At 35.0% G+C, this 26,060-nt stretch carries 35 protein-coding genes; 10 read left to right on the plus strand and 25 right to left on the minus strand.

What is annotated here, in order from left to right; all coding sequences use genetic code 11:
- Positions 1-20: 20 nt before the first annotated feature.
- The 3 genes from COE49_RS19835 to COE49_RS19845 are packed head-to-tail and all read left to right on the plus strand — an operon-like array spanning position 21 to position 1,637.
- The gene (locus tag COE49_RS19835) at positions 21-431 is read left to right on the plus strand and encodes a MarR family winged helix-turn-helix transcriptional regulator (RefSeq protein WP_088231158.1); all 411 of its coding nucleotides are present in this window, start codon (positions 21-23) and stop codon (positions 429-431) included.
- Positions 415-744, plus strand: a complete 330-nt coding sequence (locus COE49_RS19840) for a DUF3147 family protein (protein WP_098252659.1) — start codon at positions 415-417, stop codon at positions 742-744. Before COE49_RS19835 ends, COE49_RS19840 begins: the two co-directional genes overlap by 17 nt.
- Positions 705-1,637: an alpha/beta fold hydrolase gene (locus tag COE49_RS19845; protein WP_141524758.1), complete on the plus strand. Its 933-nt coding sequence runs from the start codon at positions 705-707 to the stop codon at positions 1,635-1,637. The genes COE49_RS19840 and COE49_RS19845 overlap by 40 nt, the downstream gene beginning before the upstream one ends.
- Positions 1,638-1,655: 18 nt before the next feature.
- Here the strand turns inward: COE49_RS19845 and COE49_RS19850 are convergent, their stop codons facing one another.
- The 4 genes from COE49_RS19850 to COE49_RS19865 form a co-directional block, all read right to left on the minus strand.
- Entirely contained in the window at positions 1,656-2,027 is a 372-nt protein-coding gene (locus tag COE49_RS19850) for a hypothetical protein (RefSeq protein WP_088231156.1), read from the minus strand.
- 87 nt (positions 2,028-2,114) lie between these two features.
- Entirely contained in the window at positions 2,115-2,690 is a 576-nt protein-coding gene (locus COE49_RS19855; RefSeq protein ID WP_088231155.1) for a histidine phosphatase family protein, read from the minus strand.
- 181 nt (positions 2,691-2,871) lie between these two features.
- On the minus strand, positions 2,872-3,033 hold the full coding sequence (locus COE49_RS19860; protein ID WP_002171285.1) for a hypothetical protein: 162 nt from the start codon (positions 3,031-3,033) through the stop codon (positions 2,872-2,874).
- Between the two features lie 65 nt (positions 3,034-3,098).
- Positions 3,099-3,215: a multidrug transporter MatE gene (locus COE49_RS19865; RefSeq protein ID WP_088231154.1), complete on the minus strand. Its 117-nt coding sequence runs from the start codon at positions 3,213-3,215 to the stop codon at positions 3,099-3,101.
- Positions 3,216-3,254: 39 nt separating this feature from the next.
- On the opposite strand from COE49_RS19865, the gene COE49_RS19870 reads away from it, so the two are divergent.
- Positions 3,255-3,677 carry a YfmQ family protein gene (locus COE49_RS19870; protein ID WP_098357241.1) on the plus strand — a complete coding sequence of 141 codons (423 nt, stop codon included), beginning with the start codon at positions 3,255-3,257 and terminating at the stop codon, positions 3,675-3,677.
- 40 nt (positions 3,678-3,717) lie between these two features.
- On the opposite strand, the gene COE49_RS19875 is transcribed toward COE49_RS19870, so the two are convergent.
- Both COE49_RS19875 and COE49_RS19880 read right to left on the minus strand, forming a co-directional pair.
- A complete protein-coding gene (locus COE49_RS19875) occupies positions 3,718-4,248 on the minus strand; it encodes a DUF4398 domain-containing protein (RefSeq protein WP_141552191.1) in 531 nt (176 codons plus the stop codon).
- Positions 4,249-4,357: 109 nt separating this feature from the next.
- Complete coding sequence (locus tag COE49_RS19880) at positions 4,358-5,626, minus strand: MFS transporter (protein WP_098357239.1); 1,269 nt, start codon at positions 5,624-5,626, stop codon at positions 4,358-4,360.
- A gap of 119 nt (positions 5,627-5,745) precedes the next feature.
- On the opposite strand from COE49_RS19880, the gene COE49_RS19885 reads away from it, so the two are divergent.
- The 5 genes from COE49_RS19885 (at position 5,746) to COE49_RS19905 (ending at position 8,633) form a co-directional block, all read left to right on the plus strand.
- Entirely contained in the window at positions 5,746-6,960 is a 1,215-nt protein-coding gene (locus tag COE49_RS19885) for a helix-turn-helix domain-containing protein (protein WP_088231150.1), read from the plus strand.
- Between the two features lie 66 nt (positions 6,961-7,026).
- Entirely contained in the window at positions 7,027-7,206 is a 180-nt protein-coding gene (locus tag COE49_RS19890) for an H-type small acid-soluble spore protein (RefSeq protein WP_001019753.1), read from the plus strand.
- Between the two features lie 124 nt (positions 7,207-7,330).
- A complete protein-coding gene (locus tag COE49_RS19895; RefSeq protein WP_088231149.1) occupies positions 7,331-7,666 on the plus strand; it encodes an antibiotic biosynthesis monooxygenase family protein in 336 nt (111 codons plus the stop codon).
- Between the two features lie 2 nt (positions 7,667-7,668).
- Positions 7,669-8,262: a dienelactone hydrolase family protein gene (locus tag COE49_RS19900; RefSeq protein WP_088231148.1), complete on the plus strand. Its 594-nt coding sequence runs from the start codon at positions 7,669-7,671 to the stop codon at positions 8,260-8,262.
- A gap of 11 nt (positions 8,263-8,273) precedes the next feature.
- Entirely contained in the window at positions 8,274-8,633 is a 360-nt protein-coding gene (locus COE49_RS19905; RefSeq protein WP_088231147.1) for a hypothetical protein, read from the plus strand.
- A gap of 22 nt (positions 8,634-8,655) precedes the next feature.
- On the opposite strand, the gene COE49_RS19910 is transcribed toward COE49_RS19905, so the two are convergent.
- The 16 genes from COE49_RS19910 to COE49_RS19985 all read right to left on the minus strand — a co-directional run bounded on the left by COE49_RS19910 (position 8,656) and on the right by COE49_RS19985 (position 20,787).
- Positions 8,656-8,826: a DUF3951 domain-containing protein gene (locus COE49_RS19910; protein WP_016088508.1), complete on the minus strand. Its 171-nt coding sequence runs from the start codon at positions 8,824-8,826 to the stop codon at positions 8,656-8,658.
- Positions 8,827-8,888: 62 nt separating this feature from the next.
- Complete coding sequence (locus COE49_RS19915) at positions 8,889-9,200, minus strand: AzlD domain-containing protein (protein WP_088231146.1); 312 nt, start codon at positions 9,198-9,200, stop codon at positions 8,889-8,891.
- Positions 9,191-9,916 carry an AzlC family ABC transporter permease gene (locus tag COE49_RS19920; protein WP_088231145.1) on the minus strand — a complete coding sequence of 242 codons (726 nt, stop codon included), beginning with the start codon at positions 9,914-9,916 and terminating at the stop codon, positions 9,191-9,193. The genes COE49_RS19915 and COE49_RS19920 overlap by 10 nt, the downstream gene beginning before the upstream one ends.
- Positions 9,909-10,745: a TrmB family transcriptional regulator gene (locus tag COE49_RS19925; protein ID WP_088231144.1), complete on the minus strand. Its 837-nt coding sequence runs from the start codon at positions 10,743-10,745 to the stop codon at positions 9,909-9,911. Before COE49_RS19925 ends, COE49_RS19920 begins: the two co-directional genes overlap by 8 nt.
- Before the next feature lie 158 nt (positions 10,746-10,903).
- Positions 10,904-11,677 (minus strand): flagellar basal-body rod protein FlgG, encoded by a 774-nt coding sequence (locus COE49_RS19930; RefSeq protein ID WP_088231143.1) that lies wholly within the window; start codon positions 11,675-11,677, stop codon positions 10,904-10,906.
- Positions 11,678-11,719: 42 nt separating this feature from the next.
- Positions 11,720-13,027 carry a flagellar biosynthesis GTPase FlhF gene (gene flhF / locus COE49_RS19935; RefSeq protein ID WP_088231142.1) on the minus strand — a complete coding sequence of 436 codons (1,308 nt, stop codon included), beginning with the start codon at positions 13,025-13,027 and terminating at the stop codon, positions 11,720-11,722.
- A 14-nt stretch (positions 13,028-13,041) separates the two neighbouring features.
- The gene (gene flhA / locus COE49_RS19940; protein ID WP_098946030.1) at positions 13,042-15,108 is read right to left on the minus strand and encodes a flagellar biosynthesis protein FlhA; all 2,067 of its coding nucleotides are present in this window, start codon (positions 15,106-15,108) and stop codon (positions 13,042-13,044) included.
- 23 nt (positions 15,109-15,131) lie between these two features.
- On the minus strand, positions 15,132-16,178 hold the full coding sequence (gene flhB, locus COE49_RS19945) for a flagellar type III secretion system protein FlhB (RefSeq protein WP_088231140.1): 1,047 nt from the start codon (positions 16,176-16,178) through the stop codon (positions 15,132-15,134).
- A 10-nt stretch (positions 16,179-16,188) separates the two neighbouring features.
- Positions 16,189-16,950, minus strand: a complete 762-nt coding sequence (locus COE49_RS19950) for a flagellar biosynthetic protein FliR (RefSeq protein WP_088231139.1) — start codon at positions 16,948-16,950, stop codon at positions 16,189-16,191.
- Between the two features lie 15 nt (positions 16,951-16,965).
- Positions 16,966-17,241: a flagellar biosynthetic protein FliQ gene (locus tag COE49_RS19955; RefSeq protein WP_001098082.1), complete on the minus strand. Its 276-nt coding sequence runs from the start codon at positions 17,239-17,241 to the stop codon at positions 16,966-16,968.
- Between the two features lie 33 nt (positions 17,242-17,274).
- The gene (locus tag COE49_RS19960) at positions 17,275-18,033 is read right to left on the minus strand and encodes a flagellar type III secretion system pore protein FliP (protein ID WP_088231138.1); all 759 of its coding nucleotides are present in this window, start codon (positions 18,031-18,033) and stop codon (positions 17,275-17,277) included.
- The gene (locus COE49_RS19965) at positions 18,030-18,350 is read right to left on the minus strand and encodes a hypothetical protein (RefSeq protein ID WP_000121176.1); all 321 of its coding nucleotides are present in this window, start codon (positions 18,348-18,350) and stop codon (positions 18,030-18,032) included. Before COE49_RS19965 ends, COE49_RS19960 begins: the two co-directional genes overlap by 4 nt.
- Before the next feature lie 12 nt (positions 18,351-18,362).
- Positions 18,363-18,722, minus strand: coding sequence for a flagellar motor switch protein FliN (locus COE49_RS19970; RefSeq protein ID WP_098357235.1), 360 nt, complete (start codon positions 18,720-18,722; stop codon positions 18,363-18,365).
- 10 nt (positions 18,723-18,732) lie between these two features.
- Entirely contained in the window at positions 18,733-19,719 is a 987-nt protein-coding gene (gene fliM, locus COE49_RS19975; protein ID WP_098357234.1) for a flagellar motor switch protein FliM, read from the minus strand.
- Between the two features lie 14 nt (positions 19,720-19,733).
- On the minus strand, positions 19,734-19,958 hold the full coding sequence (locus tag COE49_RS19980; RefSeq protein WP_000775710.1) for a flagellar motor switch protein FliN: 225 nt from the start codon (positions 19,956-19,958) through the stop codon (positions 19,734-19,736).
- Positions 19,959-20,019: 61 nt separating this feature from the next.
- Positions 20,020-20,787 carry a lytic transglycosylase domain-containing protein gene (locus COE49_RS19985; RefSeq protein WP_088231135.1) on the minus strand — a complete coding sequence of 256 codons (768 nt, stop codon included), beginning with the start codon at positions 20,785-20,787 and terminating at the stop codon, positions 20,020-20,022.
- Positions 20,788-21,032: 245 nt separating this feature from the next.
- Here COE49_RS19985 and COE49_RS19990 point away from each other — a divergent pair, with 245 nt between their 5' ends.
- The gene (locus COE49_RS19990; RefSeq protein ID WP_088231134.1) at positions 21,033-22,439 is read left to right on the plus strand and encodes a flagellin N-terminal helical domain-containing protein; all 1,407 of its coding nucleotides are present in this window, start codon (positions 21,033-21,035) and stop codon (positions 22,437-22,439) included.
- A gap of 264 nt (positions 22,440-22,703) precedes the next feature.
- On the opposite strand, the gene COE49_RS19995 is transcribed toward COE49_RS19990, so the two are convergent.
- The 3 genes from COE49_RS19995 to COE49_RS20005 all read right to left on the minus strand — a co-directional run bounded on the left by COE49_RS19995 (position 22,704) and on the right by COE49_RS20005 (position 25,780).
- Positions 22,704-23,639 carry a DNA-binding domain-containing protein gene (locus COE49_RS19995; protein ID WP_098252655.1) on the minus strand — a complete coding sequence of 312 codons (936 nt, stop codon included), beginning with the start codon at positions 23,637-23,639 and terminating at the stop codon, positions 22,704-22,706.
- Between the two features lie 642 nt (positions 23,640-24,281).
- Entirely contained in the window at positions 24,282-25,190 is a 909-nt protein-coding gene (locus COE49_RS20000) for a chemotaxis protein (protein ID WP_088231132.1), read from the minus strand.
- A gap of 104 nt (positions 25,191-25,294) precedes the next feature.
- Positions 25,295-25,780, minus strand: a complete 486-nt coding sequence (locus tag COE49_RS20005) for a LysR family transcriptional regulator (protein WP_088231131.1) — start codon at positions 25,778-25,780, stop codon at positions 25,295-25,297.
- Positions 25,781-26,060 lie beyond the last annotated feature (280 nt).

Below are 26,060 nucleotides of genomic sequence, written 5' to 3' on the forward strand. Positions count from 1 at the left end.
AAATAGGAGGATTTATTATTATGAAAGACTTGAATCAACATTGGGAGAGCATTTATTATCACTTACGATATGAATATGAAGACAATCTTTCACACCAAGCAATTCGTATTTTACAAATCGTTTCCCGCGAGAAAGATATAACAATTGGAAAAGTCGCTACTGAGCTTAGTCTTTCTCATAACACAGCTTCTGAACACGTAAAGCGCCTTATTCAAAAGGATTTCATCGTTAAAGAAAGAAATAAACAAGATGAAAGGGTCGTAAATCTTACATTAACAAAAGAAGGAATTGAAGTATTAGAAAAGCATACTTTACTAGATAAAGAAAAGATAGAAATATTAGAATCACAGTTATCAAAAGAAGAACAGCAATTAATCGAAAAAGCCTTTTCGTTATTAGCGAAGGAGGCACAATATGCATTTCCTCGTTAAGGTTATTGTTTCGGCACTTATTATTGGTGTTATTACTGAAGTCGCTAAACATTATAGTACGATAGGAGGCTTTATTGCCGCCCTTCCTCTTGTAAGTTTGCTTAGTCTATTTTGGATTTCTTTCGAAGGTGGCAATAAACAAGAATTGAGTCAATTTGCTTTAGGCGTATTATATGGATTTCCTGCATCAGCACTACTATTATTTATCGTCTATATTGGCTTAAAAAACTCATTTGCACTTAGTACATCTGTCCTGTTTGGTATAAGTGTTTGGTGCATCGCTTTCGCTTGTCAAAAATTATTTCAAGCTTAGGAGGAATTATTATTTATAAATTTGTAGAGATATTGGGCCAAAACATAGAAGTATATATAAAAGGAAATCATAAACAAACTGTAGTCATTCAGACCGGAATGACTTGCTCATTCTATGATTGGCTTCTGATTATCGAAAGACTTTCAAAACGCTTTACAGTCGTTTCGTACCATCGCCCCGGTTATGGAAAAAGTGAACTAGGGAATCATTCACGTACTACGTTACAAGCAGCAAAAGAATTACATACGTTACTACAAAAACTAGCTATTCATGAGCCCATCATTCTAATCGGTCATTCCTATGGAGGGTTATGTGCACAACATTTTGCGATGTTACATGAAGATAGACTGCAAGCACTTATTTTAGTTGATTCCACTTCCATGAACTTACACCGATTAGATGAACTTCATCTACCGATTTCTGATCAAACGGATTCTGATGATATGTGGCTTCAAAAATATAATACGTACTCCAAAATGAATGTAGACACACTTTATAATGAACTAAAGCCTATGCTCGTTGATCAATCAAGACAGCTAATTGAATTTTCTACCTCTCCTTCATTATATAAAGCGACAGCTTCTGAACTATCGGAGTGGAAAAATTGCGCCCGCTCAATAAAAGAGTTATATAAAACATTAGAAATACCATTAATCATTATCGGTAGAGATCCTCATTATTCCATTTCTCAATTGATTGAGAGTGGTATGCCAAAAGAAGAAGCCTCACAACTTGAAACAATGTGGCAAGAACTTATTCAAGAACAATTAAACATCTCAATACATAGCGATTATATACTTGCCGAACATGCCAGTCACGGAATAGAAAATGACCGACCAGATATTATCGTCGAAGCTATCCTCTCCTTACAAATAAAAAAAGGAAGCAACTAAAGCTGCTTCCTTACTTATCTATTCATAATCTTCTTCATCATTGATTTCTTCGTAATACGAATTCCCATTGCTTACATATATAGGACCATTCGCAACATCAATACGTAGTACCCATGCCCATGGCACAGCTAAACGTTTATGTATTGCTCGCCAAAAGCTCATTGATTTTCTTTCGTACTCCTCGAACTCTTGAAGTAACTCTTTATAGGAGGAACCGTCTAACTGAACATTTGCTTCTAATAAACGAGAATGGGCATAGTACTGTAACTCAAGTTCAGCAGCAATTTCCATTTCTTCTTCCGTTGCCATACCAATAATTGTTCCATCTGCTGGTACAATTTCATATACGTTGTGAACCTCAATAAGCCCTTCTTTCTCTTTCTCAAACATGTAAACAGCCTCCTTTAACAAATATTTTTTGTTACAAAGTCATATTTCTACAATAACTTCTCTCTTTCCTTCTTTTTTGATAAACTTTTACAAAATATTTATCTGATGACCTGTATGTTCTATTCTTTCAGCAGAAATTAAACTTTCATTATGAAAAGTCAACTTAAATACATCGGGCATATGAAGTGTTTTCCAAAACTGAAAATCATATTTCGAATCAAAATAATTCATAAGTAATACCATAATATTCCCATGAGTTCCTATTACAATATTCTTACCTTCATATTTTTTTAATATATTTTGCATACATATTACAGCACGCCTTTGTGCTACATCATTCGATTCTCCGCCTTCGTGTGCAAAACTCCAATCTTCCCACACCTTCTGAATCGCATCGTTAAAATTATGTACTGGTTCTGCGCTTAATAACCTTTCCCGCAAATCTTCTTCTAGTTGTATTGATAAATTACATGTATTCGCGATTCCTTGCACAGTTTGAATCGCCCTTTTATACGGACTAGAAATCACGACATCAATATGTTCACCTTTTAATAAGCGTGTTACATTCTCTGTATCTAAGTACCCTTTTTCAGATAAGGGACGTTCCCTTTCGTCTTTTGTATATGTAGAGTGAGCATGGCGAACGAAATATATTGTAGTCATTATTCAACTTCCTTTCTTATTGTTAATCTATATTCAATGGATTCTTTAGAAAATCCTGTATCATAATAGAAAAGAGCGCTTTTTCATAAGCGTCCTTTTGTTTACATAACAAAAAACATGCTTTCATAATGAGAGCATGTTTTGTGATATTCTTCACATTATTTAGTTAAAAAATAAACCTTTACTTACCATGATGTAACATTAAATCACTTAGTTCTTCTTCAATGTGATTTAATTTCGCAACGCCTTCTTTCCATTTATGAATATAACGTGAAACCCCGACGAAAAATAAAACAAAAATTGTAGAAAGAATAATACCATACACGATTGCTACAGTACTCATAGTTACACTTCCTTGTAATTAGTAATGTTGTTATTAGTTATATTTTTATTATAAACCTTTTTCTTTTAAAATACTTCGATTTCAATTTTTTGTAACAAAATTGATTTTTCTAATATTTCACCCGTAAAAATGGAATATTTTTCACAAAATATACAAAACTTCACCATATGTACTATTACCATATGAGTTATATTATTAAATAGGATAAAGGGGATGATATTATGACGACTTGGTTTATTGTAATGTTAGTTGTATTTGGAGCATTTAAAATTATCGTTTCTAGTCTTCCGAACTCTGTTATTGAATCCATTATTAGCAAGTACGAAACACATCCACAACTTGAGGAAGAGAATGTGACTGTTACAATCAATGGAAAGAGCTTAGAAGGCGAAAAGAAATCTCAAATTATTCATGATTTTAATGAAGGTTTATATTTAGATCGTTATTATGCACCACCGCTAAATGAGGGCACTCCTTTAATTATCAATGCAAAACATGGCAAAAAGGATTTTACATTTTATATTTATAGTCATGAAGAGCATGTTGATGTTGTAAAACAACATAAAAAGAAGGTAGTTGCTTATAGTTTGCGTTCTAAAAACCTTCAAAATAGTGATATGTTCGTATCTTCTGATATAATTTAAAAGGCTGTCGTTATACACGACAGCCTTTTAAACTATAACTCTATTTATTTTTCTTTTCCTCAATTTTGGCTTGCGCCTCTTCAGCCTTATCTAATGCTTCTGAAACTTTTTTCTCTTTTTCTTTCACGTCATCTATACTATCTACAGCTTTAATAAGTTTATCGATTCCTGCTTCTTCTACCTTTTTCCTTTTTGCCACTCTTTCATTTACTTTCTCTTCCACATCTTTTGCTTTTTGAAGCATATCCTCGGCATTTGATGTCACAGCATTTTCAAGTGCAGCGTCTTTTTTCTTTTGTAACACTTCATTTGCAATGTCTTTCGCTTCTAAATACTTACCATCTTTTAATGCTGTTGCTCCGTGATCCATTATCTCGGCAACTTCTTTATATGATTTTGCTTCATTTCCTGCTTTCTCTTTCTCTTTCTCTGCTTTTTCAAACCACATTGCCGCATCACTATATTTTTCATTTTTCAATGATTGCATACCTGTTTCAATATACGTGTCATAATTACTACATCCAGTCATTACAACTAACAGAAAAAGCATAACAAAACTTAATTTTTTCATGATGTTTTCTCCTTTTCTTTGCCTGCTCACTATACTGTAACATACATGAAAAAGAGTTTCAAAAACTAAAATACTAATTTAGTCATTTTTATATTGTTAAATTTTTCTTTTAGGCCGGCACATTCACTTGTTTTTTCGCCATATGCTGCTTTACTCCAACTAATACAACTAACAATAAGCCTCCGCCCAATGTCATCATAACGATGCTAGTTGGCAACATATCTAATAATAATCCATATACAATCATGCCAAGCGGCGCGATTGCAGTAGCGATTGTTTCAAGTAGGCCGAATACACGCCCTATATAGTTTGGATCTGTCGTCTTTTGCATATGCACTTGCATCGGGATATTTACAACCATCATTGATATACCAGTTAAAATCATAAAAGTGATATAGTAAATAAAACTTGCTACTTTCGGAATGGTAACTAACAATGGAAAGACTGTACATAAACTCAAGCCCGCAAATAAAAACAGCCCAATATAAACAGAGCGAAACGGATTATTCACTTCTTTACGTACTGATAAAACGATTGCACCAATTAGCATCCCAACTGCTAACATTCCCTCTACAACACCGAGTTGTTTCGAGGATAAATGCAAATTTTGAATAATAATATATGGAAGTGAAACGAAAAGTGCACTCGCAAAAAAGTTTACCCATAATGCAATTTTCATTAAACCATATATTTCATGCTGTCGTTTTATATATGAAAAACCTTCTTTTATACTCGTCAAGAAATGCTCTTTACTTTCGGCCAATTCTTTTTTATATAAATCAAATATGATAAATAATTGTATAATAACTGCTAAAAAGAATGTAATACTATTTAACAGGAAGAAAGATTTAATTGAAAAGAAACCAAATACAACTCCACCAATAATCGGCGCTAAAATATTCGATAAAGATGCTGCCGTCTGGTTCAAAGCACTCGCCTTTTGAATACGCTCCTCATCTACTAAATTAGGAATAGACGAAGTTAATGCTACAGAATAAAAACTTGCACAAATTGATAATAATGCTGCTGAAACATAAATAAACAGAAGTGACGGCCCAAAAGTAGTCGCAAGAATAAACATAATAAGCATCGTTAAACTACTTAATAAATCTGTGCCAATGACAAGCCATTTTCGATTGACGCGGTCAGCTACAGCACCTGCAATCGGTCCACAAATCATTCTTGGTATTGATCCGCAAATAAGTGTAGTTGCAAATCCCATCCCTGAACCAGTTGTCTTTAATACGTATAACCCCATTGCAAACGTATAAATACCCGCCCCTAACAAAGACGTCATTTTTCCAATCATCATTAAAATAATATTTCTCGTTGCTACCTTCATTTTCGAATCATTTTGACCTATACTTACATCCCCCATAATGACACTCTCCCCCTAAAAGTTAAATTGTGTTAAACTTATTATATATTTAACTTTCCAATTTTTACAACAAAAAGTTTAATTGTATTTAACTTTTTTAACTATAAAGGAGCAATAATATGGAAACTCTCGGCGAAAAAATTAAAGCATTACGAAAAGAAAAAAAACTTACACAAACAGAACTAGCTGGCTCAGAACTGACAAAAAGTATGTTAAGTCAAATTGAGAATGGAAAAGCTACACCCTCCATGAAAACATTACAATATATCGCTGAAAAACTTGGGTGCGAAACGAGTTTTTTACTAGAAGATGATGATGTAGAAATTGTAGAACTGATTCAACAAATGGAACAACTCATAAAAGCAAATAATTGTGATAAAGTATATAACACTTTACTACCTATCGTTCAAAAAGAGCTACCTCTTACTTTAAATACGGCTCGTTTATATAAACAATTTGTAACCGCTGCAGCTATAATGAAAGATTATAATATAGAATATTACGTTGAAAAGGCTACTTCTATTTTTGAAAAATATACTTTATACCGTGACAGTACGGAAACAAAATTAAAATTATCTTATACGATATTCACACGTAAAAAGTATGCTGAATGTTTACAACTTATAGCTAGTATCCGAAATGACTATGAAGAGAAACATTTAGAAATGGATCTTATCATACATATCGAGTTATGTTTATATGAAGCAATTATTTTACTTGCATGTGGTAATTATGAAAATTGTGAAAGAGTCATTTTAGATGCACTTGCCTTTTCAAAAACACATCAAGTGTATTATAAAACAGATGAATTTTACCGCATATTATCTTATCAAAAAGTCATCACGGCTGATAAAGAACAATATTTACACTACATAAAAAAATCTGAGCAATTTGCCATTTTCACAGAAGATACTTTATCTGCTGCGATTGTTGATATTTTAAAAGCGTACTACTACAATACAATTACTAATGAATATACAATCGCATTAGAGCATCTAGAACAATTTCGAGAAAAACTAAAAGATGAACCACTTTTTCAAGATGACGGATTATATTATCTTGAAAAAGGAAAAGCTTTGTACGGTTTAAAACGTTACGAGGAAGCTTTGAAAACATTACAACGTGCTATCCTACCAGATTATATGAATCATCCACTTGATCAAGCGTGGCTTACAACAGCAGGGGCATATCGCGCTCTTTGTTACGTAAAACTTAATGATAAAAAAAGCGCTCTTGAAGAAATAACAGAAGCAAACCAATTCATACAATCTTATCCCGATTCCATATTCTCTTCATTCATTAAAGAAACATTACAAATAATACAAAAACTTTAAAAATGTCTCGAAATGGTATATTATCCCTCCTTTTTAGCAAAGATAATAATGATGGGAGGAATATAAATGAATATAGAACGTGCAAAAGAGCTTTCTGTATCAGCAGAACATGCCAATGTCAGTTTTCAAGGTATGCCTGTTATGATTCAACACGTCGACGAAAGCAGCGAAACCGCCCGCATATATGAAGTTAAAAACCCAGGACGCGAATTAACGGTTCCAGTTAATAGCTTAGAGGAAATATAAGCAATGCCACTTCAAATTTTTTGAAGTGGCATTTTTCTTTTTTCTATAAAGAAGCTCGTGCTTCTTTTCTTTTTATTTCGTGCTAAAATTCAAACTATAAAATGATTTTAAAGGGGACATTTGAATGGAGAATACTTCACAAAAAAAGAAGCCTTATTATGCAGTTATATTCACTTCTAATTTATCGACTGATACAACAGATTATAGTACCATTGCCGAAAAAATGGAGGAACTCGCAAAGCAGCAGCCTGGATTTTTAGGTGTAGACAGTGCACGAGATCATTCGGGTCTCGGAATCACAATTTCTTATTGGGAATCACTTGAAGCAATTGACAATTGGAAACAGAATGCCTTACATAAAGAAGCGAAAAAAAGAGGCCGTGAGCAATGGTATGAAAACTTCCACCTGCGCATCTGCCTTGTTGAGAAAGAATTTAAGTTTCATAGAGGTACATTGTAACTATGAAGAAAAAATTAGCTCTCGTTGCTGTTCATGAAATATATGGTGTGAACGACCATATGCATCACGTTACCCACCACTTCACTTCATCTCATATCGATGTATTCTGTCCTAGTCTTTTACAATCACAGCATGCTTTTCATTATAATGATGAAGAAAAAGCATATCAGTTTTTTATGAATCATATTGGATTTGATGATGGAAAAAAGCAAATTGAAGAATTCATTACTCGTCTTTCTAGTAGTTACACACACATTGGACTTATTGGCTTTAGCGCTGGAGCTACCATCTCATGGCTATGTAGTAACAATCCGAAAATAGATTTTATTATCGGATGTTACGGTTCCCGTATACGTGACTATGTTCATGTTAAGCCTACATGCGCTACATTGCTTCTTTTCCCTGAAAAAGAAGCTAGCTTTTCAGTATCCTCTTTAATGAAAACATTAAAGAAACAAAATAACCCTTTAATAGAAATACAGCAACTGCATGGTGAGCATGGATTTCTAAATCCGTACTCGGAAAAGTATAACGAGCACTCTACAAACAAAGCATACAATTTAATAGATTCGTTTCTTACGCAAACAATACGATAAAGGAGTTTTTTATGCAACTTACATTACTTTCTCTCATATTCATTATCATTCCTTTTATTGCAGTACTATCTCTTATCTTTATATCAGTTAAAAAAGGGACATTTTTAAAACGTCCCTACTTACAATCTATTATCGTTTGCATTTTATTTTTTACAAATTGGATTTTATATTTAACAACTTTTTATTCGTTACTCCCCGAGAAGGTTAGTGCGTTCATCTTCTTACCCATTTGGTTCTTCCTTTGTATTTTAGGATGTATCGTTTTCTGGCGTGAATGGAGAAATAATCGTGTGTTTTCGATATCCATTGGGTTTCTTTCCTTTATTAGTTTTCTATTTGGGTTATTGTTGTTAGTTCTTTCGGGGATGTAAAAAAAGGAAGAAAAGTCCACTTTCAACTTTTCTTCCTTCTATGTTTACCTTTAGACTTCACTGTCACTGATTCACAAGGTGTATAATATATTTGAGGTGTCGCCTTATCAACAAACATCATAAACGTAATAAAGCCGATAATAAAAAAAATAAACAACGTTAACAAAATTGCTCCTATCGTTAAAAGTATCATAACACCACCCCTATATCTTTCATGTTATTACACCTTTCGCTATTAAATGAGCTGAATCCTTTTTAGAAAAAGAAACGTAACAAAATAATCACAATCACGCCAGTTAATACTGTTCCTAATAGACTACGAGTATATATTGCAACAAGAAATGTCGGAATTGCCGCGATAAGATAATCCCACTGCGTCGTCTCATGCATAAATAAGACTTGTGCTAACAGTGCCGCTAATATCGCAATTGGTATGTAATTTAACCATTTTAAACCCCAATCTGGAATTTGTAGTTTGCTAAATACGAGAAGAGGTAATATGCGTGGCACGAGTGTGACAGCTCCTGCTGCTAGTAAAAGTAATAATACATCTAATCTCATTTCCATTTTTCAATCACCATCCCAATCGTTGCAGCTACTAGTGTTGCAATAATAACTGCTATACTATCTGGCATAAATAGGTGTGAAACATATGCGATAATAATTGCTATAATTGCAACAGTTACATGAATTGCTAGTTTCGGTTTACTACTTATGAGCTGAAGAACAAATAATCCGATAAACATCGCTGGTAATGCATAATCCATCCCGTACGTATGAGGGTCTGGTATCCACTCACCAAATAGGCCTCCAATAATAGTAGCAAGAATCCAATTTAAATACGCTGTTACATTTAGCCCGATCATCCATCTTTCGCCTACATATCCTTTTTGCGCTGCATGCTGCACTGCAACACCGAAAGTTTCATCTGTAATTTGTGAACCGATGACTAAGTTTTTAAATAGAGGAATTTTTGTAAAGTACGGTGCAAGTGCTGCACTCATTAAAAGGTGGCGTAAATTAACAAAAAAGACGGTGAAAATAATTGCGGAAGCAGGAGCACCTGCTGCATACATACCAGCTAATATAAACTGAGCAGAACCTGCATAAATTAAAGTGGACATAAAAGCAATTTCAATGATGGAGAAACCTGCTGTTTTCGCAATAACACCTGCTGCTATACCGATGCTCAAATAACCAAATACAGTTGGTAAACAATCTTTTACTCCTTGTTGAAATGTATCATCGCTCTGCAAAGCTACATGTGCCTGAGCTTTACTCATCCTTATCATCCTCCATTCCTTCTAAAGTTCGTTTTCCTGTTACGACATGAACTAAATCTATATTTTCACGCCATAACGTATCTAACTTATCAGCCCCAAATTCCTTCGTGATTTCTTCAACCATAATATCGTGCCGCACATACTCTGTAGCAACGAGAACTAATGCTGGGTCATACGTTGTAACGGCCCATGAAGTGCTATCATTTGAGAAGTTCGCAATTAATACTTCTTCCCCGTCACGCGCGATTACAGTTAAATGACCACCCATTCTCTTTTCAACAACGTGGGGCGTCATATAATTATGGTGAAACGTCGCGCCTATTTTTGTATTGGGAGCGCCAAATAAGATTGAAAATATATGTACGCCTTCTTCTTCTTTCCGATGAATGAACGGCTCAATTTCATGCACTTGATCTTCCCATACAGAAATCCATAACTCTTCCTTTGCCCTATTAATTATATTGCATATTTCTTTTAAAACACGATCATTTGAGCGAATATGCGAAATTACATCTATTTGTCGCTCTTGTTCCAAACAATTTAATTTCTCATCTAAAAATTCAAAGGACTTCTCAAAATCTTTTCGCATTCGATTCATTAATTCCGTAGCTGGTACTGGGACATATTTCACAGGTTCTGACGGAACGATATGCACCGCTCCTTTATCCATTAACTTACCAAGCACTTCGTAAATCATGGAACGAGGTACCCCTGTTTGTTTACTCACTTCATACCCTGTTACTGGGGAATGTTTTAAAAGTCCAATATATGCTTTACATTCGTACTGGGAAAAACCTAACTTTTGTAACTCCTTTATTATTTCATCCATCTGTAACACCTCACATTCTATATAACTCTTATTTCAAAACGATACATGTATATTAGTAGTTATTAGTATACCTACTAATATAAAAAAACAGACCTACAAAGTCAATTGATAATTCTGAAATTTCAAAACAAAAAAAGACTTCCGCTAACGGGAGTCCTTTATCTCAATATTTCATTCGCTTCTTTTTCATAAATTTTATCAAATGAAGTCATAATGCGTTGTGACGCTTGGATCATTTTTTGATTCGTCATAAGATCCGCTATCTCTTTCGTCATATCTACATTTGAATTTTCTAGCATATGATTTTTTACTATCCCTGTACCATTCGGTAAATCAGCAATATTTCCTTCAGCTAGTGTAAAGCTTTTATTTTCACGTTGCACAAGACGATTATTCGTTTCTGCATCTACTGTTTTCGTTTGCAAACGTGCAATATTATTCTGTGTTATTTCATCATACAATGTACCATCTGCTTGTACAGCGACCTTTGCGCCTTCTGGAATACGAATGCGCTCATTATTCTCTCCCATTACGAAAGCACCTGAAGATGTTTGTAAATACCGATCGCTATTTACTGTAAAACTACCATCTCTCGTTAAAAATGTTTCATCATTTTTAGATGTAACGAAAAATGATGATGTACCAGCTGCCCCGTCATCTAAAAAGAAATCTGTAGGGCTATTCGTAATTTGTATATTCCCTTGCGCTAAATTCACATGGGTCGCAGCTGGCACTACAGCATAATCAACCTTACCGATATTTGTCGTAGATCCATCTCCGCTTCGATATGTATCTTGTACATCAAATACTTTAGAAGTCATATTTTCTGCTTTAAATCCTGTCGTTTGAGCATTTGCAACGTTATTCGAATGAACATTAATACGCTGCATGTAATTCATCATACCCATAGAACCTATATAAAGACCGTTCATACTCGTTTGAATAAGGCAAGCACCTTATTCTTCACCTCTTTTCTACGATGTTTGTAACATTTGTTTTGCTAAATGTTCAGCTGTAGCGATATGGATATGTTGCTTCACGTCTTGTCCGTCTGTCATTAGTACAATGGGAGCTGATGATACTGCTGGAATTTTCAGCAATTCGCCACTACTAGCTGTTTCATCAAATTTCGTAAACACAATTCCATCTATATGAATATCTTTAAAGTTCGTAATGATTTCAATCATATCTTTACTTTTCATAGAGGCTGATAACGTTAAACAAATGTAATCTGGTTCTACTTGTTCCATCGTTTCAATCATTTCTTCCACTGTTTCTGACGTACGATAATTTTTTCCAGCTGTATCAATTAATATATAATCGACGCGCGCTTCTTCTTTAAAATACGTAAGTGCTCTTGTCATTGCATCTTCATCACGCACAGCGATTACTTCTGATCCGATTGTCTTTACGTAATCTTGTAGTTGCTGCACTGTTCCAATACGCGAATGGTCTGTTGTAATAAAACCAACTGTTTTTTTCTTTCCATGAAACTGCCATGCCATTTTCGCCAGTGTCGTCGTTTTCCCAACGCCAGTCGGGCCGATTAAAGCAATTGTTTGTACCTCTTTTTCAAAGACGTTCTCGGTATTGAAATGAGATTTCATATCTTCCAATATATATCCGATCACCTCTTCTTCTGTAATCATCGTTGCCTTCTCAAACTTCACTTTTAATTTTTCAGCATATGCATGAATGAAATATTGTTCTACATCATTTTGTTCTAACATTCGAACTACTTTTTGAATAATAAACGGTACAGATTGTTGTGTTTCTTTTTTTACAACTTCTTCTTTTTTAGCAGAAACGATTTTTTTCTCAACATATTGCTTTTTCGTTACTCTCGTTTCTTCCGTCTGTTTCACAACGACGATTCCTTTTTCAAACAGCTTTAAGAGCTTCTCTTTCTTTCTTGCCCACTCTTCACTATTTCCTATTTGCATCGCCGCATATGACATAGAAGTCGTCACGTTTTCTAAATTGTGCAGTACAGATTGAATTCCATCCGCCTTCACAATTTCTTCTGCAGGGTCACCTACAACATCCATTAATTGTTCATGAAAGTGAGCTGTACTCTCATTCACTTCTTCCTGTTTATCCTCTGGAAAAGCAACTAACATTTCATAATTCTTTTTCCAAAAAAACGGGATATTTCGTTTTACACTTTCATCGACAACGTAATAATAATCTGTACCATATTGGTCAAATAACTTTCGATACAATTCATTTTTTGAAGCTGCTTTTATTCGCATTAACGCTTCTTTCTTTTCTGTACTTTCCATTACTTCACCCCCTACTATTCAATATAGGCAATTTGATCTACAACAATTTCTGGTGCTAATTCACTAATACAAAGTACTTGTGCTTCTATTTGATAACGCTCAAGAAGTCTTACAATCGCAAATCTGAAATCTTTTCTACGCGTTAATAACACGGGTTCTCTTCCCATTAAACGAGCTTGTTTAAAGAAGCGTTGTACTTGCTCAACGACACGCGTTTCTAAATCTAAATCCCAGTTTAATAAATAACCTTGGTAGGAATTGTTCACAACATCCGCATCTAACTCGATTGAATCCGAGAAGAGCGCCGCATATATTTTTCCGTCAGGATTTTTCGCATGTTCACAAATAACTTTTGAAATACACTCACGAACGAATGATGTTACACCGTCAACATGGTTTTGATAAATTTCTTTTCCGTCAATAATACCTTCGATAATGGTTGGTAAATCTCGGATGGAAATTCCTTCTTTTAATAGTTGTTTAATAACATTTTGAATGAGTGATAAATCGATTTCTTTCTTCTTAATCTCTTCCAATAAAACGCCATTATCATTTTCAAGCGAATTAATTAAGTCTTTCACATGCTGACGCTGAATTAACTCATGCAGGTTACGTCTAACGACAACATCTAAATGTGTAATTAATATGCTAAGTGGCTCTAACACTTGATAGCCTTTCATTTGTGCATCTTGTACCATATGCTCCAAAATCCAATATCCATCTTCACCGAAAATCGGATCTTTCGCTGGTTCCGCATCTAAATCAGCCATTACGTTCGGTGTTTTCAGCGCTAATAAATAACCTGATTTTAAAACCCCTTCAGCCGCCTTCGCACCTTTAATGCGAATGATGTAACGTCCGCGTGGCCTGAAACTCGTATTATCTTTAAAGTTAATGCCAGGAACATTAATACCAAGATCGGTAATAATCGACTTCCTCATTAGAACAACTTTATCACGAGCTGTTTCTCCGTTAATTTTCTGCTTTACAAGTGCCGCTAAATCTAAACCGAGTTCTACGATAATTGGATATTTATCTGTAAATACTCCGAATGAATCTTCTACTTGTTGTAGTTGTTCTTCATCACCTTGAATCATTTCTAATTCTTTTTGCAGCTCGTCTTCTTTTTCTTTCTTTATTCGCAGTTTATTGCGAACTCCTAAGAAAATAATTGTGCCTCCAACGAGTGCAAATGGTAGAAATGGTAGTGGTGTAAAGATACCCATTGCGATAAATAAACCACCGAGCGCATAGACAACGACTTCATGTGCTAATAACTCTTTAAAAATACCTTCTGTTACTGTATCAGGCGAACCGTCAAATACACGTGTTACGATAATACCTGTTGAAATCGCAAGCATTAACGAACCGATTTGGTTTACAATTCCGTCACCGACAGTTAACTGTGTATAATGAAGAGCTGCTTCACCAAAGCTCATTCCTTGCTGCATCATTCCGACAATTAAGCCGAAAATGATGTTTACGAATAAAATGACAATCCCGAAAATAACGTCCCCTTTAATAAACTTCCCGGCACCATCCATCGCTCCGTAAAACTCTGTTTCCATATTTAATTTTTTTCGTTTTGCCTGTGCATCTTTCTCTGTAATAATGCGTTGGTTTAAATCAGCATCGATCGACATTTGTTTCCCTGGTAAAGAATCAAGTGTAAAACGAGCCGCTACTTCCGCTGTACGAGATGCACCGTTTGCAACGATAAACTGGAATATGATTAATACTGTAAAAATAACGATACCAATTAATAAGTTTCCGCCAATTACGAACTGACCGAACTCTTCAATAACATGACCAGCATTTCCGTCTGTCAAAATCGCTCGCGTCGTCGAAACGTTAATCGATACGCGGAAAATCCCGATTAATAACAACATCGTCGGAAATGACTTTAATTCATCCCACTCGTTAATACTTGTCGCTCGCATATAAATAAGTACTGACATACTTAGTAGAAAAACGATAATGATATCAAGTATAAAGGGTGGAAGTGGAATTAAGAGCGCCACAACGAATGACGCTGCTAAAAAGATAGAAAAATAGGTTCTTGCCGAATCTATCTTAAACAAAGAGATCTCCTCCAAACGCGCTATTACACTTCAAGTTCGTTCGTTTGAATTAAATAGCGCATAACTTCAATTACAGCTACGTATAAATCTTCTGGAATCGCCTCATCTTCCTCGACTTGATAATATAAAGAGCGAGCGAGCGGGCGATTTTCCACCATTGGTATTTCTTGTTCACGGGCAAGCGTTCGTATGTATAAAGCGAGTTCATCTTCCCCTTTTGCTACGACAATTGGCGCTGCATCAACTTGTTTATTGTAACGAAGTACGACCGAAATGTGCGTCGGGTTGTTTACAATAAACGTTGCGCCATCCATCTTCTTCGCAATTGTCCCTTGCAATATGGCGTGCATAAAGTTTTTTCGTTTCCCTTTTACTTGCGGGTCCCCTTCATTATCTTTATGCTCCCTTTTCACTTCTTCTTTTTTCATCTTAATATCTTGTTCGTACTCCCATTTTTGATAAATAAAATCAATGATAGAAAGGACGATTAAAATAATTAAAATAGCTAAAAAGATAAATTTAATTTGTCTAATAATTTCAGTAAGTGACGCCGTCCAGTTAAAACCAATCATACTTACAATTGTCTCTAAATTCTTTTTAAAGAGAACGTACGAAACGTAACCGATTAATCCCATATAAAACAATGATTTCAAAATATCTACTAAACTTTTACGACTAAGTAGTCTCGTAAAATAGTTTTTCGGATTAATACGTGATGCTTTCGGCTTAATGACTTTAGAAGAAAATAAGAAACCGACTTGAATCATATAATTGAATAAATGAAAAGCGTATACGAGTATTAATATGGGAGCTGATACTTTCAGTAGTAATATTCCCATTAAATAAAAATACTCAGTCGAATCTGTATTTTTTCCAATTTGATCAAATAGCACCGCTACGGAATTCGCAATTTCAAACCCTAACCAATCTCCAAAAAAATAAACGACAACTGCTAATACGAGAATGGAAAATAAATTATTTAAATCTTTACTCCGGGCAATATTCCCTTCTTCACGCGATTTTTTACGCTTCTGCGGGGTGGCCTTTTCAGTTTTATTATCCTTTGCCATGCGCGTCCCCCTACTTCGTTAAGAAAAAGTCAAATAGTTTCGTATATTCCTCAAGTAATACATCTGTCATATTTTTAAACACATAACCGAGCATTGGTACACTCATCGCAATAAACAAAATACCACACGTAATTTTAATGACATACGCATTCATAAAAACGTTTAATTGCGGGGCGTTTTTTGCGATTAATATAAGAACAAAGTTAATGATAAATAAACTTCCCATAAGCGGAAGAGCAATTTCAACCGCTGATGTAATTGCAAATAATAACGTTGCGAGTAGACTATCTAAAAAACTAGTCGTCAGCAATTTTGAAATCGCCTCTGTATATTGAAACGACTTTAAAATCGTGGCAACGAAATAATTAATGCCGCCAAGTGAAATAAAAATAATAAGAAAAAATATATCAAAAATGGTTGATAGTAAAGTAGACTGCGATCCTGCATTCACATCAAACAAACTTGCTTGTGATAAACCGATATCAAAGTCTAAAATATGCCCGGCCATTTTTGGAATGTTCCACAGCATTTCTACAATTTTGGCAAGAGATACTCCAATTACAATTTGCGTTCCTGCATAAGCGGCTACATCCCAAACTGTCTTTATATGAGAGACATCCACTTGATCCGCAACTGCAATCGAAAGACCAAGCCAAAATGTAACCTTTGCCATTGCTGGAATCGATCGACCTGCGAAAAACGGTAAAAAATATAAAAATGAAGTAATGCGGCAAAACGCAAAAAACGTCGCCGCCCATAATTCCATATTCATTTCGGTTCACCTATCTTAGTACGAACGCAATAGCGATGGAATTTTATCAAATAAATCTAAAATGAGCATCGTTAACTCTTGAAACATCCACGGACCTAAAATGATAATAACGAGTACGATACTCGCCATTTTCGGTAAAAACGTCAGCGTTTGCTCTTGAATTTGCATCATCGCCATAATGACAGCGATAATAATAACGACGATCATACTAACGCCGGCAACCGGCATTAAAATCATTACCCCTTTATAAAAAAAGGTTTGAAAAATATCTATAATTGGTGACGTATTCATTCATATGGCTCCTATCACATAGCATCAAACGCTTCAGGCGACCGTTTTAAACATAATGTCGACGATTTTTGTATACCCACCTAAATATACGAAAACGAGTATTTTAAACGGTAAACTTAAAATCATCGGCGGTACCATCATCATCCCAAGGTACATTAAAAGTGTACTAATAATTAAATCTATAAATACAAACGCTAAATAAATGAACATCCCCGTTAATAATCCTTTTTGAATTTGCGTTAACGTAAAGGATGGTACGAGCGTAAATAAGGAAAGGTCTTTCAAATCTTTCGGCAACTCTTCTCCGCGCACTTTCAGCATCATTTTTAAATCATGCTTATACGTATGCTTCGACATATAATCCTTCATAATAGGAGCTGTCGTCTCCGCGGCTTGACTTACTGTTATTTTCTCTTTCGTCATTGGATCCCACACATCACTCTTCAGTTGCCCAAGTACAGGCTGCATTGTAAAAAGTGATAAAAATAAAGCAAGTCCAACAAGTACTTGGTTCGGCGGTAAATTCATTACCCCAAGACCTTGACGTGTGATGCCAAGAACGATCATAAAATAAGTAAAATGTGTAAATAATAGAACGATAGAAGAAGATAATGATAAAAGGGTAACAAGTGCAAATAACTGTACACTTGAATTACTCGTAAACTCTTTTCCATTTTCAAAATTAATAAAACCGTTCGGGGCTGCATACGCTGGATTTACAAAAACAAATGAAAAAATAATAGAAAATAAGAAAATAACGGTACATAACGATAACTGTTTCTTTATTCTCATGATGGATCCTCTACTTTTTTCGTTTCACTCTTCACCGCATCTTCTAGCGCTTGTTGAAACTGATTTCCTGTTCCTGTTAATTGCACAGATTGTACACCGTTATTACTAATAACAGTGAATACTTGCTTTCCGTCCACTTCAAACAAAAAGGCGCTCGTTTGATGATTTAAATACACGCCGTCCTTCACTTGAATATGGCCATTTTCTCCTTGCTTAAAAAACTGCTGTTTACGCGTCTTTTTCGTCATATAATATGCACCATAGCCGAGCGCACCAAACAGTAAAACGACTTGAAATAAGGTCGTCATATACGACATATGACTCCTCCTCTACTCTTTATCTTTCATTTGACTTTGCGCTTTCATAAGCGCAGCTTGCTTCTTGTCAGCTTCAATTTCAGAAATAATAATGCCAAACTTCTCATCCATTACAATTGCTTCACCAATGCCGACTTTCACATTACTTAAATACACATCTACTTTATGTCCTAAGTTTTTCTCTACTTCAAGAACATCGCCAACTTTTAATTGCTTCACGTCACCAAGTGTAATAGATGCCTTCCCAAGCTTTACACCTAAATCAATCGAAATATCTGAAACAGTATCAATATGTGCTTTACCTACTTCATTTCGCTTCCTTGCAAATTCTTCTAACCCCATTAACGACACAGGAGATACTTCATGCTTCATATAGATCCTCCTACTCTACAAAACTTTTAAATAGAAGCGCCTTACGCGTTCCATCTTTCCCAATAAAACAATTAAATTTATGCTTTCCATCGACATAACCAAGTAATTGATCCGAAACTTTCGTATGAAGCGGAATAATGTCACCTTCTTCAATTTGCTCAATCTCACCCATTGTCATCTTCTGCTCACCAATCGCAACGTGAACAGGTTTATACAGTTGGTTTACTTTCACTTCTACTTCAGATGTATACTTTTTACGCTTATCCGAAGAATGTTCGACAATATTTTCAGACGTTAACTTATCCATTATTTCTTCGACAGATAAAAACGGAATCCCGATACGAACCGTCGTATTCCAAAAATCCGTTTTCATATTTACGTTCAGCAATGAAATAATATCGCTCGCTGTCGTAATCTTAAGTGCATTTGGATCCGTTTCTGTCGTTACAAATGTCGGCTTAATCGCAATAACACGCTCAAATGATTGTTCTAAATTTTTACAAATAAGAGCGAATATATTATCAAGTGTTAAAAATTCAAATGCAGTAAGTGGTCTTCGCATCGTAAACGGACGCTTACTATCTCCGCCAAGCCAACACTCATGAATATAAATGACAAATGCTAAATCAATCTCAACAACAATTTCTCCAAGCTCTGGAAGTCCAAGATCAATAACGCAATATAAATAATAATCTTTCGGCATTTTCTCCACATATTCACTCGTAAATGGAACTTGCTCAACGGTCGAAGGCTCTAGTTCAATGGGAATACGCATACGAGCCGAAAGCGCTTGTGACGTCTGTTTACCAAACGTAGAAGCAATCGCTTGCAAACTACGTAAATGCTCAACACCGAACTTCTCTGGCCTATTAAAATCATACTCTTGAAATTTATCTTGCTTCCCTGCTCCTTGTGCGAAAGCTGGCATTTCCTCGCCTTCATTCACCGCCTTCAGCAGGGCATCAATTTGTTCTTGGCTTAATTTATCGCCACTCATGAAAATCCCCTTCCCTACCTTTTCAACTCAACGATTTCAACATACATCTTCCCGTTTTTTGTCAAAATCTTTCCGGTTCCAATCTCTTCATTCTCAAGCATAATACGCACCGTATTTTTCGTTGAATTTTCAAGACGATACAATGTACCCTTCGTAATATGAAGCAGATCCTCAATTTTCTTTTTCGTATTTCCGATTTCAAAATAAATTGTTAACGGAATATCATCTTGTAATTTCAAATCTAGCCAACTCCCATATCTTGTTCACAAAAAATTTCTATTCTATATATAATGAAGTTCCTTATTTTGAAACGTCGATATTCAATATTTTTTTAATATATCCTTGCGTTTCTTTAAATGGCGGTACGCCTCCGTACTTTCTCACATTACCTGGACCAGCATTATAAGACGCAAGCGCAAGAACAAGATCACCATTATATTTCTTTAAATAACCGCTTAACTCTTTCACGCCGCCTTCAATACTTTCAGCTGGTGAAAATGGATTCTTCACACCCATCTCCTTCACATTCGCTGGCATAAGTTGCATAAGCCCCATCGCCCCTGCAGGTGACACCGTTTTCGGATTAAAATTAGACTCTACTTCAATCATTTTTTGAATTAACGTTTTCGGAATTCCGTATGTACGACTAACGCGATCAATAATATCCTCATACTTCCCTTCATTTGAAGAACGTATTTTCTGAATATTATATTTATCGGTTAATCTCCACGTATCAGCACCCTCATTTTTTGCTTCTGGGAAGCGTCGCTCAAACTCTTTTTGCGCAACTTGCACTTCATCTACTTTCTTCGTTTCAGACTTACTTGCTTCATCCACTTTACTAGACTCACCTTTAGGAACGAGCGTTTCTATTTTCGTAGATTGTACCGGCTGACTCATATCTTCTACTTTTTCCGGCTGAATAGTAGCCTTCGTCTCCTTCGCAGGATCGTTCTGCAATTTCTCTTGAAAACGACTACTAACGAACGCCTGCGGACTACTTAACTTTTGCTGAAATTGTCCTTTTTTATACGCAAGCACTTCTTTTACTATATTTCCAACTACCATAATATCACCTTTTCGGTAAACAAAGATATTCTAATATTAGAGTTTTTTTTAAAAGTTTGCAATAATCCTTTGTAATAAAAAAACAACTAAATTGTTAAACTGTTATTTTCTTATATTTGTTAATTCAAATTTTAAGTTGACACTTGATATAGCAAGGATTACAATAAATCCGAAATTGTTTTTTTTGTATATTACCGTTTAGTAATTTACAGAAAAATCAAAATCAAAAAATGGGGGTTCTAAATATGAGAATTAATACAAATATCAATAGCATGCGTACACAAGAGTACATGCGCCAAAACCAAGCAAAAATGAGTAACTCAATGGACCGTTTATCAAGCGGTAAACGTATCAACAACGCTTCTGACGACGCAGCAGGTCTTGCAATCGCAACTCGTATGCGTGCACGTGAAAGCGGATTAGGTGTTGCCTCCAACAACACACAAGACGGTATTTCTTTAATCCGTACAGCTGACTCAGCAATGAACTCAGTATCTAACATCTTACTTCGTATGCGTGACCTTGCTAACCAATCTGCAAATGGTACGAATACAGACGACAACAAAGCTGCATTACAAAAAGAATTTGCTGAATTACAAAAACAAATTACTTATATTGCGGACAATACACAATTCAATGATAAAAACCTACTAAAAGATGATTCAACTATTAAAATCCAAACTCTAGATTCTAAAGATTCTGATCAACAAATTGGAATTGATTTAAAATCAACTTCACTATCAGCACTTGGTATCGAAAAGCTAACAATTGGTTCTTCTGCAAATCCACTTGCTAAAGCAACAATCGAAGCAAAAGATGCTTATGATAGTGCTAAAGTACTTTCTGATGCTGCGCGTACTGATATTGAAGATAAAGCAGGGGCAACATCTCCTAATACTGATGCCCAAAAAGCACTTGCTTATATTGAAGCAAAAGAAGCGCTCGCACAAATTAAACCTGGTGAAGATGGATATGAAGGTGCTGCTGATGAGGTCGCAGCCAAAGCCAAAGAATTAACTAATGATGCAAAAGGTTTAGTTGATGCATATGAAACAAAACTAGCTGCTACTACTGCTAAAAAAGCTGAATATGATGATGCGAAGATTGCTTCTAATGCAGATACTGCTGTTGCAAAAAAATTAGTAACAGCGTACGAAGATGCTAAAAGTGCAATTACCAGTCCAGATACTGAAACTGAGGGAACAAAAGCTGCTAAAAGTTACATTGATGCGAAAGCTGCTCTTGAAAAAAATCCTAAATCACCTGAGGCGAAAACACAATTTGAAGAAGCAAAAGCTAGTATGGAAAAAAATGCTGATGCGAAAGCACTAGTTGCTACATATGAAAGTGCTAAAACAGCTGCTACAAACGGTACTCCATTAAATGCAATTGAAAACATTGATGCGGCATTGAAAAAAGTTGCTGACAATCGTGCAACTCTAGGTGCTACATTAAACCGTCTAGACTTTAACGTAAACAACCTTAAGAGCCAACAATCAAGCATGGCATCTGCTGCTTCTCAAGTAGAAGACGCTGACATGGCAAAAGAAATGTCTGAAATGACTAAGTTCAAAATCTTGAACGAAGCTGGTATTAGCATGCTTTCTCAAGCGAACCAAACTCCACAAATGGTTTCTAAATTATTACAATAATCCATTTGAGTTAGTTTCAAAAATAAACCTCTCTGCTTGCAGAGAGGTTTATTTTTTCTATATAGATAGATTAAAAGATTTTTAAACTTAATAATAAACGCTAGCCAATCCTTAGTGAGTTATATACGTGGTAATCCATTATATATCAATTAACAAGAAGATAAACGACACTTTTAATACCCTTCCAAATAATCAAATTCCACAAAAAACAAAAGGGACATACATAAAATCTATGTATCTCCCTTTTATTTTGTACCCAATACTTTATGGCGTTACCGTCACAACTTGTCCTCTGCGGTCGACCATTATTTTCATGTTTCCGTCTTGTGCGTTGTATAATCCTATTTTATGTAATTCTTTTTTGCAGTCTTTCACAAATTTCGGCAGTTGACGAATTTGATCGATATCGGAACTCGTAATGAAGTTAATGACATGACACGTCATATCTTTAACATCTTGTACAAGTTCTTCTTTCTCTCGTTGTAACCTCTCATTTTCTGCTTGTAGCAATTGCAATTCATTTTCTATACTACGTGCATCTTTCTCATCTTTCAAACGCTCTGCAGCCATGCTAGAAAGCTTATATATCCCTTCCATAAACTGGTGCAGTTCGTGTTCTTTCTTTTCACTATTGTTACGAATCGTGTCAAAATTATCAACGATACCAGATAGAACTGTTACGAGGCTTTTTTCATCCTCTTCAACTACAGCGACTTCTTCCTGACTCTCTATTATTGGTTCAGCCATTACTTTTGCAGGGGTATATTTTCGTTTTCGTCCCGGTTTTTGTTTTTCAATGTTTTCAAACGGTATTTCCTGTTTTTTTAATTTATAATACGTATTTTGTAATTGACTTTCTGTTTTTGGAAATATATTCAGCTCATTTTTACTAACGTATTTTGAAATATTTGCGATGTTTAAACCGTGACGCTGACAAAATTGATACACTTCATACAGTAGCTCTAGTTCAGACTTCAGCCACGTAACTGCTGATTTTTCATAGGCGCGCATCCCGCCACTTTTTTCTATATCTATTTGAAATAATACCATTCTATTATATAAATCAACTAGTTCTTCATACTTTACTCGGAATTGTTTCTCTATTTTTTTAAATTCCGTTTCTAATTTCATATCGTTCATTTCATTATTTGACATGTTTTGTAAAAGACTTAATACATTGATTGCTGTGTGGTGATACATACTCTGTGCCACTTCCCCTCATCCTTTCACAATTCTCATCTGACTCCCATGTCTTTTAAGAAAATAGCAATTTTTACATATCCACATTATAACATTTCGAAATTATCTGTCAAATAATTAACATACACAAATGTATAGAAAGTATAAAAATAGAAAAACTAAATTTTTTGAAATAATATATGTATAAGTGTATTTTAAAAATAATCTACTTAATTATATTATACGGTATTTCGAATGTCTTTTCACCGAAAAAATTTGCGCTACCACGAAATCGTACTAGCATGATCCAAAGATACATTCTCTTATCTTTTTAAATAAAAAAGCATACTACTTATTCATGAAACCAATCCACAATACTACATACCGCCACAAACACTCTCGAAACGTTTCATTCCCCTGCCTATGTAACCTATAAAATACTAAAAAGGAACTAACCAAAAACTCACATGGCTAGTTCCCTTCTCTCTACTAAAAGAATAGAGGTGTACACTGGTTCTGCAAAGCCTCGCTCGAAGACTCACTTCTTATACTTACCTAAGAACTACTTCATATCTCTGGTCTCACATCGTTTGGACCTCTATTAGGCACTGACCGCTTCCACACACGGCTAGTTCCTCTATTCCAACTAAAAAAACGCTTTTTTTACAACACTAACTTATCTACTAAACCAATTAGCTCTTGAATATCTGGCTTACTTACTTGCGCATTTGCCCCTACCGCTTCACCTTTATGGAATAGCTCATTCGTAATTAATGAAGAGAAAATAACAACTGGTAAACGTTTCATTACTTCACTATCTTTAATTACTTTCGTTAAATGATGTCCATCCATTTTTGGCATTTCAATATCTGTAATTAGCAAGTGAATATGTTCAAACATTTTTTCTCCTTGCTCTTTTTCTAGTTTTTCAATATGCGCTAACGCTTCTGCACCATTACTGAAGAAGTTCATTTTTGAATATCCAGCTGATGATAATGTTTCTTCTAGTATTTGACGAAGCATTGCAGAATCTTCCGCAATATAAATAATTTTTTCAGCACGATCTGTTTTTTGCGCCAAACCAGATAATGTTTTCTTATCATAACCACCGTTACTAATTTCACAAACAATTTTTTCATAATCTAATAATAAAATGATTTTCCCATCTAGTTTTACAATACCAGATGTCGTTTCTTCTAGTCCCATAGATAATGAAGCTGGTTCATCAATTTGTTCCCATGAAATACGTTGAATGCGATGCACTTCATCAACACGGAAAATCACTTTCATTTGGTTTAATTCCGAGATAATAAATTTCGTTTGATCCAGTGGCTTTGTAGATTTTATATTGAGTGCCGTCGCTAAGTTAATAACTGGTAAAATTTCACCACGTACTTGAACAACACCTTCAACTGCATGATGAGATTCTGGCACAGTTGTAACAGGGAATGGGTTAATGATTTCGCGTACTTTCATTACATTAATACTAAATAGGTTTTCACCAACAGTATATGTAACAATCTCTAATTCATTTGTTCCGCTTTCTAATAAAATACTTTGTGCTTGTGACATAATGGTGTCGCTCCCCTTCCGTCATCTCCGTATATCTGATTATTAAGCTTTATTAAAACAGAAAAGTCAACTACCTATATAAATAATATAGGTAGTCAAACGATTCATTCATTTATAAACGATGCAAGTGCTTCTAATAACACTTCTTGTGCTCCTACAATTTCTGTCGGCATTGCTTCCCATTTTTTCGAAAGTTCCGTTTCCACTCTCACTCTTAACGCTGGATTCATTTCTTCTAGCACGTATTCTTTCGTTGCTATATCAACATCCAGTAGAGCAAGTGCATATAGTTCCGGATCATTTATTTTTTCAAATAACCGTTGCAATACTACCGGCGCTATATGTTTTAATTTTTCAATATGAATTTCCTTATCCGAAAATAATAACTCATATTGAATAAACGTAACATTTTCTTTAATTACTTGAAAGTAGCAATTATTTTTTTTATCATTCACAAAATAACCATTCGAATCTGCAATAATACTCTCTACTTTACGAATTAAATCTGGCAAACTACTCGCTGCCATTACAGTACGCTGCTCAATCTCACCTGGCGAAATGAATGTAACGCGATACTTATTCTGCGCCATCCTCCTCATCTCTCCTTTTATAGAAATTCAGTCTAATTATTTACTACAACTATCTTAAATTAACTTAACCTATTTCAATTCACTGCTTCTAGACTTGGATCAATCCTATCGTCAAAGAACGAAGAAGCACTAACCGCCATGTCCTTCTCTAAAACTTAATACAATAGAACCAGAGACATCACTCATACTACATCTTCTTAAACTATCCTAGTAACTCTTCATACCTCTGTTCTTAAACACCAGTCGAGCCTCTCTTAAGCACTAACCGCTCCAAACCACC

Origin of the sequence: Bacillus sp. AFS029637 (assembly GCF_002584985.1) — a bacterium.
Taxonomy (GTDB): domain Bacteria; phylum Bacillota; class Bacilli; order Bacillales; family Bacillaceae_G; genus Bacillus_A.

Bases quoted from the DNA above. Each gene is read 5' to 3' on its own strand.
- COE49_RS19835 (WP_088231158.1), top strand. From the start codon at position 21: ATGAAAGACTTGAATCAACATTGGGAGAGCATTTATTATCACTTACGA.
- COE49_RS19990 (WP_088231134.1), top strand. From the start codon at position 21,033: ATGAGAATTAATACAAATATCAATAGCATGCGTACACAAGAGTACATG.
- COE49_RS19895 (WP_088231149.1), top strand. From the start codon at position 7,331: ATGGAGAATACTTCACAAAAAAAGAAGCCTTATTATGCAGTTATATTC.
- COE49_RS19870 (WP_098357241.1), top strand. From the start codon at position 3,255: ATGACGACTTGGTTTATTGTAATGTTAGTTGTATTTGGAGCATTTAAA.
- COE49_RS19965 (WP_000121176.1), bottom strand. From the start codon at position 18,350: ATGTCGTATATGACGACCTTATTTCAAGTCGTTTTACTGTTTGGTGCG.
- fliM (WP_098357234.1), bottom strand. From the start codon at position 19,719: ATGAGTGGCGATAAATTAAGCCAAGAACAAATTGATGCCCTGCTGAAG.
- COE49_RS19925 (WP_088231144.1), bottom strand. From the start codon at position 10,745: ATGGATGAAATAATAAAGGAGTTACAAAAGTTAGGTTTTTCCCAGTAC.
- COE49_RS19995 (WP_098252655.1), bottom strand. From the start codon at position 23,639: ATGTATCACCACACAGCAATCAATGTATTAAGTCTTTTACAAAACATG.
- COE49_RS20005 (WP_088231131.1), bottom strand. From the start codon at position 25,780: ATGGCGCAGAATAAGTATCGCGTTACATTCATTTCGCCAGGTGAGATT.
- COE49_RS20000 (WP_088231132.1), bottom strand. From the start codon at position 25,190: ATGTCACAAGCACAAAGTATTTTATTAGAAAGCGGAACAAATGAATTA.
- COE49_RS19855 (WP_088231155.1), bottom strand. From the start codon at position 2,690: ATGACTACAATATATTTCGTTCGCCATGCTCACTCTACATATACAAAA.
- COE49_RS19910 (WP_016088508.1), bottom strand. From the start codon at position 8,826: ATGATACTTTTAACGATAGGAGCAATTTTGTTAACGTTGTTTATTTTT.
- COE49_RS19875 (WP_141552191.1), bottom strand. From the start codon at position 4,248: ATGAAAAAATTAAGTTTTGTTATGCTTTTTCTGTTAGTTGTAATGACT.
- COE49_RS19915 (WP_088231146.1), bottom strand. From the start codon at position 9,200: ATGGAAATGAGATTAGATGTATTATTACTTTTACTAGCAGCAGGAGCT.
- COE49_RS19890 (WP_001019753.1), top strand. From the start codon at position 7,027: ATGAATATAGAACGTGCAAAAGAGCTTTCTGTATCAGCAGAACATGCC.
- flhF (WP_088231142.1), bottom strand. From the start codon at position 13,027: ATGGAAAGTACAGAAAAGAAAGAAGCGTTAATGCGAATAAAAGCAGCT.
- COE49_RS19850 (WP_088231156.1), bottom strand. From the start codon at position 2,027: ATGTTTGAGAAAGAGAAAGAAGGGCTTATTGAGGTTCACAACGTATAT.
- COE49_RS19840 (WP_098252659.1), top strand. From the start codon at position 415: ATGCATTTCCTCGTTAAGGTTATTGTTTCGGCACTTATTATTGGTGTT.
- COE49_RS19885 (WP_088231150.1), top strand. From the start codon at position 5,746: ATGGAAACTCTCGGCGAAAAAATTAAAGCATTACGAAAAGAAAAAAAA.
- COE49_RS19905 (WP_088231147.1), top strand. From the start codon at position 8,274: ATGCAACTTACATTACTTTCTCTCATATTCATTATCATTCCTTTTATT.
- flhB (WP_088231140.1), bottom strand. From the start codon at position 16,178: ATGGCAAAGGATAATAAAACTGAAAAGGCCACCCCGCAGAAGCGTAAA.
- COE49_RS19955 (WP_001098082.1), bottom strand. From the start codon at position 17,241: ATGAATACGTCACCAATTATAGATATTTTTCAAACCTTTTTTTATAAA.
- COE49_RS19970 (WP_098357235.1), bottom strand. From the start codon at position 18,722: ATGAAGCATGAAGTATCTCCTGTGTCGTTAATGGGGTTAGAAGAATTT.
- COE49_RS19950 (WP_088231139.1), bottom strand. From the start codon at position 16,950: ATGAATATGGAATTATGGGCGGCGACGTTTTTTGCGTTTTGCCGCATT.
- COE49_RS19920 (WP_088231145.1), bottom strand. From the start codon at position 9,916: ATGAGTAAAGCTCAGGCACATGTAGCTTTGCAGAGCGATGATACATTT.
- COE49_RS19860 (WP_002171285.1), bottom strand. From the start codon at position 3,033: ATGAGTACTGTAGCAATCGTGTATGGTATTATTCTTTCTACAATTTTT.
- COE49_RS19985 (WP_088231135.1), bottom strand. From the start codon at position 20,787: ATGGTAGTTGGAAATATAGTAAAAGAAGTGCTTGCGTATAAAAAAGGA.
- COE49_RS19880 (WP_098357239.1), bottom strand. From the start codon at position 5,626: ATGGGGGATGTAAGTATAGGTCAAAATGATTCGAAAATGAAGGTAGCA.
- COE49_RS19930 (WP_088231143.1), bottom strand. From the start codon at position 11,677: ATGAACGGTCTTTATATAGGTTCTATGGGTATGATGAATTACATGCAG.
- COE49_RS19900 (WP_088231148.1), top strand. From the start codon at position 7,669: ATGAAGAAAAAATTAGCTCTCGTTGCTGTTCATGAAATATATGGTGTG.
- COE49_RS19960 (WP_088231138.1), bottom strand. From the start codon at position 18,033: ATGAGAATAAAGAAACAGTTATCGTTATGTACCGTTATTTTCTTATTT.
- COE49_RS19865 (WP_088231154.1), bottom strand. From the start codon at position 3,215: ATGGTAATAGTACATATGGTGAAGTTTTGTATATTTTGTGAAAAATAT.